We start from the raw sequence: 13522 nt of genomic DNA on the forward strand, positions 1-13522 counted from the left end.
TCCCGTCAGGGCAGGAATGGGCGGGAAGATGCCTCCGGCGGCGGGGAGGGGGTCACCCCCTCCCGGACCCTCCCGAAAGGGGGGTTTCAAAATCCCTGTTCGAGCGGCGGGTTGACCAGGCACGGGCCGGCGTCGGCCATGTCGGCCGGGGGGATGGCGGCCGGGGCGAGGCGGGTCTTGCGGCCGTCGAGGGTGAGCCGGCCGCTGGCCAGCCAGGCCAGGGCCTGGGGATAGATGCGGTGCTCGAAGGCCAGGATGCGCGCGGCGAGCGCGGCCGCGTCGTCGTCCGGCCGGGCCGGCACGGCGGCCTGGATGACGATGGGGCCGTTGTCCATCTTTTCGTCCACGAAATGGACCGTCGCCCCGGCGATGGCCACGCCGTAGGCGGCCGCGTCGGCCGGTCCCCGCACGCCCGGAAAACTCGGCAAAAGCGCCGGGTGGATGTTGAGGATCCGGTCCCGGTAGGCGGCCACGAAGTCCGGGCCAAGGATGCGCATGAAGCCGGCCAGGACCACGGCCTCGGCCCCGCTCTGCCGCACGGCGGCCAAAAGCGCCGCGTCGTAGGCGGTCCGGTCCGGGTAGTCCCCGTGAGGCAGGGCCAGGGCCGGGATGCCGTGGGCGGCCGCCCGGACAAGGCCCTGGGCGTCGGCCCGGTTGGAGAGGACCGCCGTGATCCGGGCGTCGATGCGGCCGGCCTCGATCCGGTCGAGGATGGCCTGCAGGTTCGAGCCCGAACCCGAGACCAGGACCGCGACGGGCAGGGTCACGCCGTGCCCGTTGCGGCGCCGGCGGCCTTGTCGGCCCTGGCGTCGGCGATGATGGCCTCGGCCAGGGCCGGGACGGTGTAGGCCGCGGCCATGACGTCGGCCGAAAGGCCGTACTCGGCCAGGGTCTTGGCCGTGATCGGGCCGATCACGGCGGTCTTGACCGTGCCGGCGGCTTGCAGGGCGGCCGGCGGGATCTTGGCGAAGAAGTTTTTGACCGTGGACGAGCTCGTGAAGGTCACGTAGCGGATCTCGCCGGCCCGGATGGCCTCGAGGATCTCCTGGGGGTCCTGGTCCACGGGCCGGGTGTCGTAGACCGGCAGCACGGACACGTCGGCTCCGGCCTCGGCCAGCTTTTCCGGCAGCACGTCCCGGGCCTCGCGGGCCCGGGGGATGAGCACCCGGCGGTCGGCGATGCCAAGGGCCAGCAGCCCCTCGACCACGGATTCGGCCACGAACCGCTCGGGCAGGAAATCGGCCTTGAGGCCCTTGCTTGCCAGGGCCTCGGCCGTGGCCGGTCCGATGGCCGCGATGCGGATGCCGGCAAAGGCCCGGGCGTCGAGGCCGAGAGCGTCGACTTCCGCGAAAAAGCATTTGACGCCGTTGACCGACGTGAAAATCACCCAGTCGTAGTCGTAGAGCCGGCTGGCCGCCTGGCGGACCGGGGTCGTATCGGCCAGCGGGGCGATTTCGATGGCCGGAAATTCGTAGCAGCAGGCCCCTTCCTCGGCCAGGAGGCGCACCAGGTCGCTGGCCTGCTCGCGGCTCCGGGTCACCACCACGCCCTGGCCGAGAAGCGGCCGGTGTTCGTACCAGGACAGGGTCTCGTGCAGGGAAACCACGCCGCCGACGATGAAAAGGGACGGCGGGGCAAAGCCGTGCCGGGCCGCTGCCTCGGGCATGGTGGCCACCGTGGCCACCAGGCTCTTGTGGCGGCAGGTCGTACCCCAGCGCACCAGCGCCGCCGGCGTGTCGCCGGACATGCCGGCCCGCATCAGGTTTTCGGTGATGTGGGGCAGGTTTTTCACCCCCATGAAAAAGACCAGGGTGGACCCGGACTGGGCGAAGGCCTCCCAGTTGAGCGAGCTTTCGGCCTTGGTCGGGTCCTCGTGGCCGGTAATAAACGACACGGACGAGCAAAACGACCGGTGGGTGATGGGGATGCCGGCATAGGCCGGCGCGGCCACGGCCGAGGTCACCCCGGGCACCACCTCGAACGGGCAGCCGGCGGCCACCAGCTCTTCGGCCTCCTCGCCGCCCCGGCCGAAGACGTAGGGGTCCCCGCCCTTGAGGCGGGCCACCATCTTGCCGGCCTTGGCCATTTCCACGAGCAGGCCGTTGATCTTGTCCTGGGGCAGGGTGTGGTCGCCGCCCTTTTTGCCGACATAGAAGATTTCCGCATCCGGGCGGCAAAAATCCAGAAAGGCCTTGTTGGCCAGATAATCGTAGACCACGACGTCGGCGCGCGACAGGATGTCCTTGGCGCGAAGGGTGAGAAGACCCGGGTCGCCGGGACCGGCTCCGAGGAGATAGACTTTGGACATGGATGGGCCTTTGGCTGGTTGGCGGTGGCGTAAAAAAAGCGGCATACCGGGGAATGCCCGGTCTTTCAAGGGCCGAGGCGGCCCTTGGGGCCGGAAACGGCGACGGGGTCCGGCGCCGGCCGGCTAGGGCCCGTCGTGCCAGTCCTTGCCGGCCCCGCACAGGCAGATGCCCGCGGCCAGGTCGAGCACGCAGTCGCTGGCCAGACGGCCCTCGGCATTGACCAACATGGCCGCCCGGCCCTGGTCCGGCACCATGCCGTTGTCGAAAAGGTAGCGGACGACCACCCGCTTGGCACCGTCGGGAAGCGGGGTCACGGCCTCGACCCGGACCTCGTAGAGGCCAAGCGTGTGGCATTTCTGCCAAGCCGAGGCGAAAAGCGCCAGATAGCGGGCCTCGCCGCCGCCCGTGGACCGGGAACAGCCGGCGCCGGCCCCAAGGACGGCGGCCAGGCACAGGGCGGCCAGAATCGGTGTTCGCATGGAAGCTCCTGCGGCAATTTTCGAGGAAAAATACATGGATTCCCGAAAACGGCAACCCCATATCCCGGGGCCGGGCTTTGACTTCGGCCCGGGATCGTTGCTACACGAAAGCCGCCCGCCAAGGAGGACCGCCGTGCCGTCGCCACTGGCCGCGCGCCTGTGCATTCTGTTGCTTTTGGCCCTGGCCGCCACCCGGCCCGCCCTGGCCCAGGAGGATTTCCGGGCCGTTTTGGCCGACAACGCCGGCCTGATGCCGGGCGCGGAATTCAAAAAAATCTTCCGGTTCCCCAAGGCCACGGTGGTGACGTTCGAAACCGGCGAGCCGCCGGCCAAGGTTTCGGCCTTTTATAAAAAGGACATGGCCGGCCGGGGCTGGACCGTGGAAGTGGACGACGTCAACGACCAGGCCTCGTTTCTCCTTTTAACCAAAAACGGCCGGCGCTGCATCGTGGAGGCCCAGCGGGGACTCCCGGGCCGGACCGGATTCAGCGTCAGCCTCTAGCCGGCCCGCCCGCCGGCCGGGACCGGCCTTTGCCCCCCATGCCAACGCCAACGCCTCCAGGCCCGCCCGACAAGGCCCCGATCGGGACGCCGATCCGGGGAAAAACCCGCCGCCTCCCCCGCCTCGTCGCGCTGGCGGCCGTGGCCGCCGTGCTGGCGGTCGGGGTCCTGCCCTTTGCCGCCCGCCAGATGATCGGCCCCGAACGCCTCAAGACCATCACCGAGCAGGCCCTGACCGACGCGCTCGGCCGGCGGGTGACGGTTTCCGGCGACGTGTCCATCCTGTTCGCCCCCTGGTTCGGGCTGGCCATGGGCCCGGTGGCCGTGGCCGAGCGGCCGGGGGCCGGCGACGGGCCCATGTTGACGGCCGGCCGCCTGGAAATGACCATCCGGGTGCTGCCGCTTTTGGCCCGGGTGGTTTCCCCGGGCTCGGTGCGGGTGCGCGACCTCGGCCTGCACCTGCGCCGGGACGCCTCGGGCCGGACCAACTGGGACGACCTGACCGCGCCGCATAGCGCAGCCGCCGCCTCGGCCCCGGACTGGGAAGTGGCCCCGGAACCCCGCGACATCCTCATCGAGAACGCTTCCGTCGACTACCGCGACGCGGTCACCGGCCGGGTCCTGGCCGTGACCGACGCGCGCCTCAAGACCGGGCTCGGCCAGCCCTTCGACTTTTCCCTGGCCTTCCGGGCCGCCGGGCTCCTTCCGGACACGTCGCTCGAGTGCCACGCCCGGGGCAAGGCCACTTTCGACCCGGGTTCCGGCCGGCTGGCCTTCTCGAAGACCGTGGTGGAATCGGCCCTGACCATCCTTGGGCCCCTGGCCCCGGGCGGGGCCACGCCCGCCCGCCTCGTGTCGCGCCTGACCGCCGACTACGATCCGGCCGCCGGCACCCTGTCCCTGGCCGGCCTCGACGTCCGGCTGCCGGGCGGCCGGATCACCGGCTCGGCCGAGGCCACGGGCCTCGGCCAGTCCCCCAAGGTCCGGGCCGCCCTCGCCCTGGACCTGGACATGGCCGGCAAGTGGCGGGAGCTGCTCGGCCTTTCCCCGGCCGCGGGGCCGGGCAACCTGGTCGCGGCCCCGGCCGGGGCCCCGGAGAAGACGGTCGGCCCCGTGCCGACCGAGGGCCTGTCCATCGGGCCGGCGGCCGCCGTGCCGGCCGGGCACGAGCTGGCGTCCCTGGCCCTGACGGCCGAGGCCGACGCCTCGGGCCTGCGCCTGGAGGACCTGACCCTTCGCCTGCCCCGCGGCCGGGTCGCGGCCACAGGCTCCTTTTCGGCCGGCGACGCCCCGGTCCTCGAGGCGGCCATCGCGGCCGAGGACGTGGATTTCGACGCCCTGCCCCGGCCGGCCGGCAGGCCAGCCTGGCCCTGGCCCGCCCCCTGGCTCACGTCCCTGGCCGGGGCGGCCGACCTCGACGCCCGTCTCGACCTGCGCCGCTGCCGGCTGGCCGGCCAGGCCGTGGCCGACGCCCACGCCACGCTCCGGGGCCACGAGGGCCTTTTTCGCCTCTACCCGGTGTCGGTCGTCCTGCCGGGCGGACTCGTCTCCCTGGACGCCCGGCTCGACGCCGGGCCCGAGCCCGGTCCCGGCCCGCTGGCGGACTCCCTGGCCGCCAGGCCCGCCGACAGCCTGGGCCTCGACGTCCGGGCCGTGATCGAACCGGCCCGGGGTGCGGGCGAACCCGCCAGCCCGCCCAGCCGGGCCCGGCTCCTTGGCCGCCTGCACGCCGACCAGGCCCAGGGCACGCTCCTCGTGCAGGCCCCGGACCCGGCCCGGGCCGCCGCCGTCCTTGGCCTCTCCGGCCCGGGCCTGCCGGCCGTCCCCCTGGAGGCCAAGGGGGCCTTCCACGTCACCCCGGGCGCGGGCAGCCTCGTGGCCAAGGCCGCCGTGACCGGGCTCGAGGCCAAGGTGGGAACCACGGCCCTTCGCGGCCAGATCGGCTACGACGCGGCCACGGCCGGGCTGGTCACCTTCGACTGCGCCACCGACACCGTGGACCTCGACCGGCTGGGGGCCGTGACGGCCGGAGCCGGGGCGGCGGCCGGCGGCGGAACGCCCTTTCGGGCCGAGGGCAAGGTCCGGGCCGAACGGGTGCTCCTGCGGGGCCTGGAGGCCAAGAACGTGGCCCTGGCCCTGGCGCTCGGCGCCGGCAAGGCCGAGGGGACGGTCACGGGCGCGGAACTTTTCGGCGGCAGGCTGACCGGCAGGATCGAAGCCGACCCGACCGGCCGCCTCGTCGCCGCCCTGCAACTGGCCGGGGCCGAGGCCGCCCGGCTTTCGGCCCAGTTTCCCGGCAACGGTCCCGGCCTCGCCGGCCCGGTCACGGCCAAGGCGACCCTCGAAGCCCCGGGGGACGGCAAGGGCCGGCCCGGCCCCGTCACGGCCACGGTCGAAGCCGAAGCCGCCCAGCTCGTCCACGGAAACGGCGGACACGGCGGACACGGCGGAAACGGCGGCAAACGCCAGGTCCTGGCCTCCCCCAAACTGGTCCTGGCCGTGAAGGGCCGGGAAGGGGGCGACGGCGGGGACGCCTTTGACGGCGACGCCAGCCTGGCCCTGACCCTCGGCGCGGGATTCGGGCTTCGCGACATAAAGCTCACGGCCGCCGGCCCCCTGGCTCTCGACAAGGCCGGCAGGCTCAGGGAGCCCGGCCCGGCCAAGGTCGAGGCCTCGGCCCTGTGGCGGGCGTCGGACGCGGGCCGGACGATCAAGCTCGGCCTGACCGGCCCGGTGAGCCCGGACGCGGCCGGCGGCTTTGCCACGGGCGACCTGCGCCTGGACGCGGGCGGCCTGCCGGCCACGGTCAGACTGTCGCGCAAGGCCGCAGACGGCGCGCCGGTGGCCTTTTCCCTGGAAACCGGCCCGCTTGCCCCCCGGCGCGTCCTGGCCGACTGGGGCGTGGCCCTGCCCCGGGACCTGCCGGCCGATCGCCTGGCCAAGGCCGCCCTGTCCGTGTCCGGCACGGCCACCGGCGAGGCGCTGGACGTCAAGCGGCTGGCCGTCACCCTCGACGGGGCCAGCCTGACCGGCAGCGGCACGGTGCCGGGCTTCGACCCCAGGCGCGGCAAGTGGGAGCTGGCCGTCGACCGGCTGGATTTTGACGCCTATTTCCCCCGCCCCCCGGCCTCGGGCACCCCGTCCCTGGTCGAGCGCCGCAAGCCCCTGGACTTGCAGCTCCTGCGCGAACTGGCCCTGGAGGCCAAAATCAACGTCGGCTGGCTCAAAAAGGGCAACGTGGTCTTTGACGCGGCCACGATTACGGCCAATGCCAGGGGCGGGCAGTTCACCTTCCGCCAGGAGTCGCCGCGCTTTTACGGCGGCCGGTTTTCCGTGGAGATGCGCGGCGACGCCAGGGACACGGCCGTAAAGACCCTGATCGAGCTCAAGCTCGAAAGCATCGAGATCGCCCGGTTCCTGTGGGACTGGGCCGAGGGCAACACCCTGGACTCGGGTTCCGGCACCTTCATCCTGGCCGCCCGGACCAGCGGCGGGAGCGAGGAGGAGCTGCGCGGCAACCTGGCCGGCAACGCCAGCCTGCAGATCACCCGGGGCAGCCTCAAGGTCCGCGAGCCGGCCGGCAGGCCCGGCGAAGAGCCGACCTACGACAAACTGCCCTTCGATGTCTTTTCCTCGTCCTGGTTGGCCCGGGGCGGGGTGGCCCACAGCGAAGACTTTCTCATCGAAAGCCCGCGCATGCGGGTGACGGGCAAGGGCTTCGTGGACCTGCGCGACGAGTCCATAAACCTCTCGCTCCTGGCCGCCCTGGCCGGCGGCGGCCAGCTGCCGGCCACCATCATCGGGCCCCTCGACGGGCCCAAGCTCTCCATCGACCGCAGCAAGCTGATCGGCGACATGGTCTACCGCGTGCTTCAGGGCATCGTCAGCATCCCCGGCAAGGCCGTCACCCGCATCCTGCAGCTCCGCTGACCGCCATGGCCGCCCTGCCCCCTCCTTCCCCCTATGCCGCCACGGCCCTCCCCGGTCCGGGCGGGGCCCTTGCCGACGTCGGCCTGACGGTCGGCGGCCGGACCTGGCACCTGGCCGGCCGGGGCGGCGGCCAGGCGGAACGGGACCGGGCCCTTGCCGCCATGGCCGCCGTGGCCGCCGTACCTGGGGGCGGGCTGCCGGTCTTTGTCGGGGCCGGGCTCGGGGCCGGCATCCGGGCCGTGCGCGAGATCTCCGCCGGCCCCATTTTCGTCTGCGACCGGGAGGCGGCCATCGACGCGGCCACCGGGCTTCGGGCCGCCCTGGCCGGGGACGCCGGCATCCATTTCTTCGACGACCCCGATCCGGCCCGGGCGGCGGCAAGGGTGGCCGACGCCGCCCGCGCGGCCTCCTTCGCGGCCCTGGCCGTCATCGCCCACCCGGTCTACGCCCGGCTGGACCCGGGCTGGTACGGCGGGGTCACGGCCGGGCTTCGGGCCTACGCCGCCTTCCGCGACCGGGTGGCCTACCCGAAATTCGCCTCCCGCCAGGCCCCGGCCCGGGTGCTCCTCCTCTCCCGGCCCTATTTCCTCTACCGCGAGATCGAGGCCGCCCTCGCCCGCCTCGGCCTGCCCTGGCGCCGGGTGGCCACCGGCTCCGGCCAGACGGGCGAGGAGGGGGTGGTGGCCGCCATCCTGGCGGCTGTGGCCGAGTTTCAGCCGGACTTCGCGCTGACCGTCAACCACCTGGGCCTGGACCGCGAGGGCCGGCTGACCGACCTTTTCGCCAGCCTGGGCCTGCCCCTGGCCTCGTGGTTCGTGGACAGCCCCCGGCTCATTCTCCACGACTACGCGGCCCTGGCCTCGAAGCGCACCATGGTCTTTTCCTACGACGCCGACGCCCTGCCGGCCTTACAAGACCTCGGCTTCGTCCACACGGCCTGGCTGCCCCTGGCCACGGACCCGGACCGGTTCCGGCCCCTGGCCGGCGCCGCCGGCCCCCACCCCTGGCGGGCCCGGGCCTCGTTCGTCGGCGCGTCCATGGTGCCCCAGGCCGGGGAGGCCCTGGGGAAGCTCGCGCCCTATCCGCTCCTGGCCGCCCACCTGCCCGGGGCGGCGGCCGGATTCGCCGCCTCCCCGGAGAAAAGCGCCCGGGCCTTCCTGGCCGCCCACCCGGCCTGCGCCGGCCCCTTTGCCGCCCTGCCCACGGCCGAGGCCCGGCTCGACGCCGAACTGGCCCTGACCTGGGAGGCCACCCGGCGCTACCGGCTGGCCTGTGTGCGCGGGCTTTTGCCCTTTTCGCCGCTGATCGCCGGGGACGCGGCCTGGGAAACGGCCCTGCCCGGGGCGGGGCGGGACTGGCGCCGGCTTCCCGAACTCCACTACTACGACGAGCTGCCCGGGTTTTATCCGCGCTCGGACGTCAATCTCAACTGCACGAGCCTGCAGATGAAGGGCGCGGTCAACCAGCGGGTCTTCGACGTGCCGGCGGCCGGCGGGTTCGTCCTGACCGACGCCCGGGAGCAGCTGGCCGCGCTGTTCGAGCCGGGCCGGGAGATGGCCGTGTACGCCGATCCGGCCGAGATCCCGGACATGGTGCGCCACTACCTGGCCCATCCCGGCGCCCGGGCGCGCCTCGCCGAGGCCGGCCGGGCCCGGGTCCTGGCCGAACACACCTACGACCGGCGGCTGCTCCGGCTGGTCGCGGCCATGAAAAAGGCCTTCGGCTGCGTGCCGAAGGCCTGGTGAGGAGCGAAACCGGAACGAAAGAGGGGGCTAGCGGGCCGGGGCCGCCTCGCCAAGCTCCCTGGCCTGGGGCGCGGCCAGCCCGGAGATGGGCGTCTCCGGCGGGGCCGGCTTTTGCGTAGCGGCCGCGCCCGGCGGGGGCGGCGGCGCTTCCTCGGTCACGCCGCGCAGATAGTCGGCGATGGGACCGTTTTGACGGTCCACCAGTTCGTTGTAGATGACGGCGTACTTGAGATAGGCGTCCTGGTAGGCGGCAAAGGCCGCGTTGCCGGCCTCGCGCCCGCCCCCGGCCTTGCGCCACTTGTCATGGGCGGCGGTGGCGGCCTCCCAGGCGAGCTGGGCGTCCTGGCGCACCAGGTTGTCGGAAACATATTGCATGTTCCGTTCAAGGGTGTCGTATTTGCTGCAGCCCGCGCCAAGGGCCAGGAAAAGGCCCGTGACCAGGGCGGCCAGCGCCAGCCGGTGAGTATTCCAAAGCATACGGATGTCCCTGCGGCCGTCGCCGCCAAGGCTGGAAACGACGGCACGTCCTTGGTGCAAAGTGAGCGTTACATGCCCTGTAACAGGATTTTCGTCAAACCAGGAACCCGGCCGGCGGATGCCCGCCGGAGAAGGTCCGCGCCATGCCCGAACAACCGGAGATAACACCGTATCCGCCGCCGGCAAGGCTGCAGCGGGCCTCGCCGCTTTTGGCCTTCGGCCTCGAAGGGCCGTGGCTGGCCCGGCACCTGGCCGCCACCCTGGCCTCGGCCGCGGCCAAGGACCCGGTCCTGGCCGGGACAGCCCGGGCACTGGCGGCCTGGAACTTCGAGCGCGCCCCCCTGGACCCGGCCTTCGCGGCCCCGGGGCTCGCCGCCGCCCGGCAGGCCGGCGATGCGCCACGACGCCGGGCCCTGTGCGCCGCCCTGGCCAGGCGGCTGTCCGGTCCCGCCGGCGTCCCCGACGCCGGAGACTGGCCGGCCCTTCGCGACAGCCCGGACCCGGAGGCGGGGCTCGCCTTTTTGCGCCCCCGCCTGGCCGACCCGGCTGGCAGCCTTTTCTGGCCGGGCCGGGCCTTTGCCTTTGCCCTGACCCGGGGCCTGCCCGACCTGGGGCGGGAGGTGATCGAACGCCTCGGCCGGGAGCCGGACCCGGTTTCCGCCCTCGGGCCGCGCCTGGCCGCCGAGGCCGCCTTTGCCTGGGACGGCCCGGCGGCGGGACTGGCCGCCCTTCACGCCGTGGACGCCGTCCTCTTTCCCCGGTTCCACGGCCTGGCCCTGGCCCACGGCCTGGCCGAGACCGGCGAGCGGCAGGCCGCCGCAGCCGTCCTCGCCAGCCTGTGGCGGGCCGAGAACTGGCACCCCGGCCTGACGCTTCGCCTGGACGCCCTCACCCGGCCAAAGGCCCCGGCTTCCCTCGACGCCCTGCCCGGCCGGCTCTTCGTCTTTCTCTATTCGTTTAACCGGGCCGGGCTCCTGGCCGCGACGCTCGAAAGCCTGGCCGCCAGCCGGCTCGGCCCGGCCCGGATCGTGGTCCTCGACAACGGCGGCACGGACGGCACGGCCGCCGTCTGCCGGGCCTTCGGGGAGCGGCTCGGCCCGGACCGGTTCGAGGCCCTGCGCCTGCCGGCCAACATCGGGGCCCCGGCCGCCCGCAACTGGCTGGCCGCCGTCTCGAACCTCGGCCCGGACGATCTGGCCGCCTACGTGGACGACGACGTGACCCTGCCGCCGGACTGGCTGGAACTCCTGGCCGGGGCCCTGCTCGCCGATCCCCTGGCCGACGTGGCCGGGGCCCGGATCGTCACGGCGACCGGCCCGGCCGCCGGGGTCGTCCAGGCGGCCGACGTCCGCCTCCTGCCGCCGGACGCGGCCAACACCGTCCGGCCCCTGGTCAACCACGGCAACGGCCCGGATTTCGGCCTCCTGGCCACCACCCGCCCCTGCCCATCGGTGTCGGGCTGCTGCCATCTCTTTCGCGGGAAGGCCCTGGCCGGCCCGGCCCCCTTTGACATCCGCTTCTCCCCGAGCCAGTTCGACGACCTGGCCCGGGACCTCGGCGGGTTCCTGGCCGGCCGCCGGGCCGTCTACGTGGGAAGCCTGGCCGTCCGCCACCACCAGCACGCCGGTCCGGCCCAGGCCCGGAACCAGGCCGCCGTGGGCCAGCTCCTCGGGGCCCGGGCCAAGCTCGACGGCCTTTTTGGCCGCTCAGCCATGACAGTCGCGGCCAGCCGGGACGCGGATACGGCCTTTGCCGCCTGGGAGGAAACATGGCGGACCCTGCGGGACACCGTCTGAGGCCGGCCCGGCTCCGGGCGGCGAAACCTCCCGGGCCGGCCCTGCGCCAGCCGCCGGCGTGTTTCGAGACAATATAGTTACTATAGTATCTTTCTCCGTACAATCTGGTCCCCGGCCATGATCGCGCCTTGTGGGACGTTCGCTAAAAAGTAATTATTTAAAGATGTTATTCTCTGAATTCGTATGCGTGAATTTCGAGAACGCGACGCTAGTCGAGCATGTACTGGCGGGGATTGACCGGCGTGCCGCCGGCGTGGACCTCGTAGTGGAGATGGGCCCCGGTGGTGCGGCCGGAATTGCCGGACAGGCCGATGCGCTCCCCGCGCCTGACCTGCTGGCCGGGCCTGACCTCGGCCTTCTTGAGATGGGCGTAGACGGTTTCCAGCCCGAAATCGTGGCTTACCACCACCCGCAGGCCGTAGCCGTTCACGGTGTCGGCCTCGGTCACCCGCCCCGCTCCCGCCGCCACCACCGGGCTGCCCAGGGGCACCTTGATGTCCACGCCGTTGTGAAAGTCCCCGCCCCGGCCAAAGGGCGAGGACCGGCCGCCGAAACCCGAGGTGATGTAGCCCTTGGCCGGCCACAGGGACGGCTTGGCCAGAAATTCCAGCCGGCGCTCGAACAGGGACAGGGCCAGGGCCTGCTGGGCCACCTCCTCGGCGGCCATCCGGCCCTGCAAGGCTTCCAGGAACTCCAAGAGCCGGTGGGTGTGGGTGTCGCCGAGGACCAGGTCCGCGCCACGCCCGGCCAGGCCCCCCGGGCCGCCGCGCTCCCGGGGAGCGCCCAGCATGGCCGCAAGCTTGCCGTCAAAGGAGCCGATGCGGGCCGCCTCGCCCTCCAGCCGCAAGATCCGCTCGCGAAGCCGCAGGGCCGCCGCCTTCTGCCCGGCCAGCCGGCCAAGGGCCTGCTGCCGCCGGACGGACAGGGCGTCGTGCCCGGCCCGGTAGGGCCAAAGAAACAGGCAGCCAAGGGCCAGGGACAGGGTCAGGGCCGCCGGCAGGAGAAACATCCAGCGGCGGTAGGTGAAAATCCGGCGCACCCCCTGCTGGGTATGGACGAAAATGTCGAGCCTGCGTTCCAGCATGGGGTGGGACGATGCCTCCGAACCGGCCGGTTGCGGCCGAAAGGATGGGAAAAGACACGGGCCTCGGCCAGGGAGGAAAATCCCCGGCCGACAGGCGGACGCGGCAGGGTGCGGCAAAGGGTTCCTGTCCGCTGGCTATAAGATGGCCCGCGGCCCTGTCAACCGTCCGGCCGGGACGCGTCGCCCCGTGTCCGTCGGGCCGATTTACAGGCTCCCGCCTGTGGTTTATCGTCGGGCAATCCCCCCACGTCCACCCGCCGGGAGCCCCCATGGCCCAGACCGATATCCTTCTCGAAGCCGGAACGAACGAGCTTGAGATCATCGAATTCCTGATCGACGAGGGGCCCGAGCGCGGCCGGTCCGCCTTTGGGGTCAACGTGGCCAAGGTGCTGGAAGTCATCGAAAGTCCGGGCCTGGCTCCCCTGCCCGGCGCGCCCCATCCCTGCTTCATGGGCACCATTCCCCTGCGCGGCCTGGTCCTGCCCGTGCTCGATCTGGCTGTGTGGCTGGGCCTGCCCCGGGTGCGGCAGAAAAACGAGGTCATCCTGGTCACCCGGTTCAACGATCGGACCACCGGTTTCCTGGCCACGGGCGTGACCCACATCCACCGGGTCCACTGGCGCGACGTGGAGCCGCCCCACCCGGCCCTGGCCCGGCTCCCCGGCAACTGCATCACCGGGCTCGTGCGCCTGGAGGACCACTTCCTCCAACTCCTCGACCTGGAAAAGATCATCTTCGAACTCGACGCCGACCTCGGCGGCGAGGCCATGCCCGCCCCCTCGGCCAAGCGGCGGCGGGCCCTGGTGGTCGAGGATTCCGGCATCATGCGTCACATGATCCGGGAGCGCCTGGCCGCCGCCAACTTCGAGGTGGCGCTGGCCGGCAACGGCCAGCAGGCGCTGGCCGCCCTTGGCGAACGGGACGCCCCCATGCCCGACATCGTGGTCTCCGACATCGAGATGCCGCTCATGGACGGCTACACCCTGACCAGGGCGATCCGGGAGGATCCGAGGCTTGCGGCCCTGCCGGTCATCCTCTTCTCGTCGCTCATTACCGACGACCTGCGCCACAAGGGCGAATCCGTCGGCGCGGACGGCCAGATTTCCAAGCCCCAGTTCGTCAACCTGGCCGCGCTCGCCATCTCGCTCATCGAGGCCCGGGCCAGGCGGGCCGGAGACTGACGGCACCCGCGCCGGGCAAC

Annotated in this window: 10 protein-coding genes; 5 read left to right on the forward strand and 5 right to left on the reverse strand. The window is 72.5% G+C overall.

The window, feature by feature from the left end; all coding sequences use genetic code 11:
- Positions 1 to 86: 86 nt before the first annotated feature.
- From purN to DFW101_RS10350, 3 genes are all read right to left on the reverse strand, one after another.
- Complete coding sequence (gene purN, locus DFW101_RS10340) at positions 87 to 767, reverse strand: phosphoribosylglycinamide formyltransferase (RefSeq protein ID WP_009181462.1); 681 nt, start codon at positions 765 to 767, stop codon at positions 87 to 89.
- On the reverse strand, positions 764 to 2308 hold the full coding sequence (gene cobA / locus DFW101_RS10345) for a uroporphyrinogen-III C-methyltransferase (RefSeq protein ID WP_009181463.1): 1545 nt from the start codon (positions 2306 to 2308) through the stop codon (positions 764 to 766). Before cobA ends, purN begins: the two co-directional genes overlap by 4 nt.
- Before the next feature lie 123 nt (positions 2309 to 2431).
- A complete protein-coding gene (locus tag DFW101_RS10350; RefSeq protein ID WP_009181464.1) occupies positions 2432 to 2788 on the reverse strand; it encodes a hypothetical protein in 357 nt (118 codons plus the stop codon).
- A 133-nt stretch (positions 2789 to 2921) separates the two neighbouring features.
- On the opposite strand from DFW101_RS10350, the gene DFW101_RS10355 reads away from it, so the two are divergent.
- From DFW101_RS10355 to DFW101_RS10365, 3 genes are all read left to right on the forward strand, one after another.
- Complete coding sequence (locus tag DFW101_RS10355) at positions 2922 to 3290, forward strand: hypothetical protein (protein ID WP_009181465.1); 369 nt, start codon at positions 2922 to 2924, stop codon at positions 3288 to 3290.
- 140 nt (positions 3291 to 3430) lie between these two features.
- Positions 3431 to 7219: an AsmA family protein gene (locus DFW101_RS20170; RefSeq protein ID WP_268743544.1), complete on the forward strand. Its 3789-nt coding sequence runs from the start codon at positions 3431 to 3433 to the stop codon at positions 7217 to 7219.
- Positions 7220 to 7224: 5 nt separating this feature from the next.
- Complete coding sequence (locus tag DFW101_RS10365) at positions 7225 to 8964, forward strand: CgeB family protein (protein ID WP_009181467.1); 1740 nt, start codon at positions 7225 to 7227, stop codon at positions 8962 to 8964.
- 27 nt (positions 8965 to 8991) lie between these two features.
- On the opposite strand, the gene DFW101_RS10370 is transcribed toward DFW101_RS10365, so the two are convergent.
- Entirely contained in the window at positions 8992 to 9441 is a 450-nt protein-coding gene (locus tag DFW101_RS10370) for a hypothetical protein (RefSeq protein WP_009181468.1), read from the reverse strand.
- 143 nt (positions 9442 to 9584) lie between these two features.
- Here DFW101_RS10370 and DFW101_RS10375 point away from each other — a divergent pair, with 143 nt between their 5' ends.
- The gene (locus DFW101_RS10375; protein ID WP_009181469.1) at positions 9585 to 11237 is read left to right on the forward strand and encodes a glycosyltransferase family 2 protein; all 1653 of its coding nucleotides are present in this window, start codon (positions 9585 to 9587) and stop codon (positions 11235 to 11237) included.
- A gap of 208 nt (positions 11238 to 11445) precedes the next feature.
- On the opposite strand, the gene DFW101_RS10380 is transcribed toward DFW101_RS10375, so the two are convergent.
- Positions 11446 to 12321: a M23 family metallopeptidase gene (locus DFW101_RS10380; RefSeq protein ID WP_009181470.1), complete on the reverse strand. Its 876-nt coding sequence runs from the start codon at positions 12319 to 12321 to the stop codon at positions 11446 to 11448.
- 269 nt (positions 12322 to 12590) lie between these two features.
- On the opposite strand from DFW101_RS10380, the gene DFW101_RS10385 reads away from it, so the two are divergent.
- Positions 12591 to 13502: a chemotaxis protein gene (locus DFW101_RS10385; protein ID WP_009181471.1), complete on the forward strand. Its 912-nt coding sequence runs from the start codon at positions 12591 to 12593 to the stop codon at positions 13500 to 13502.
- The last annotated feature ends 20 nt before the right edge of the window (positions 13503 to 13522 follow it).

The organism is Solidesulfovibrio carbinoliphilus subsp. oakridgensis, assembly GCF_000177215.2.
Lineage (GTDB): Bacteria > Desulfobacterota > Desulfovibrionia > Desulfovibrionales > Desulfovibrionaceae > Solidesulfovibrio > Solidesulfovibrio carbinoliphilus.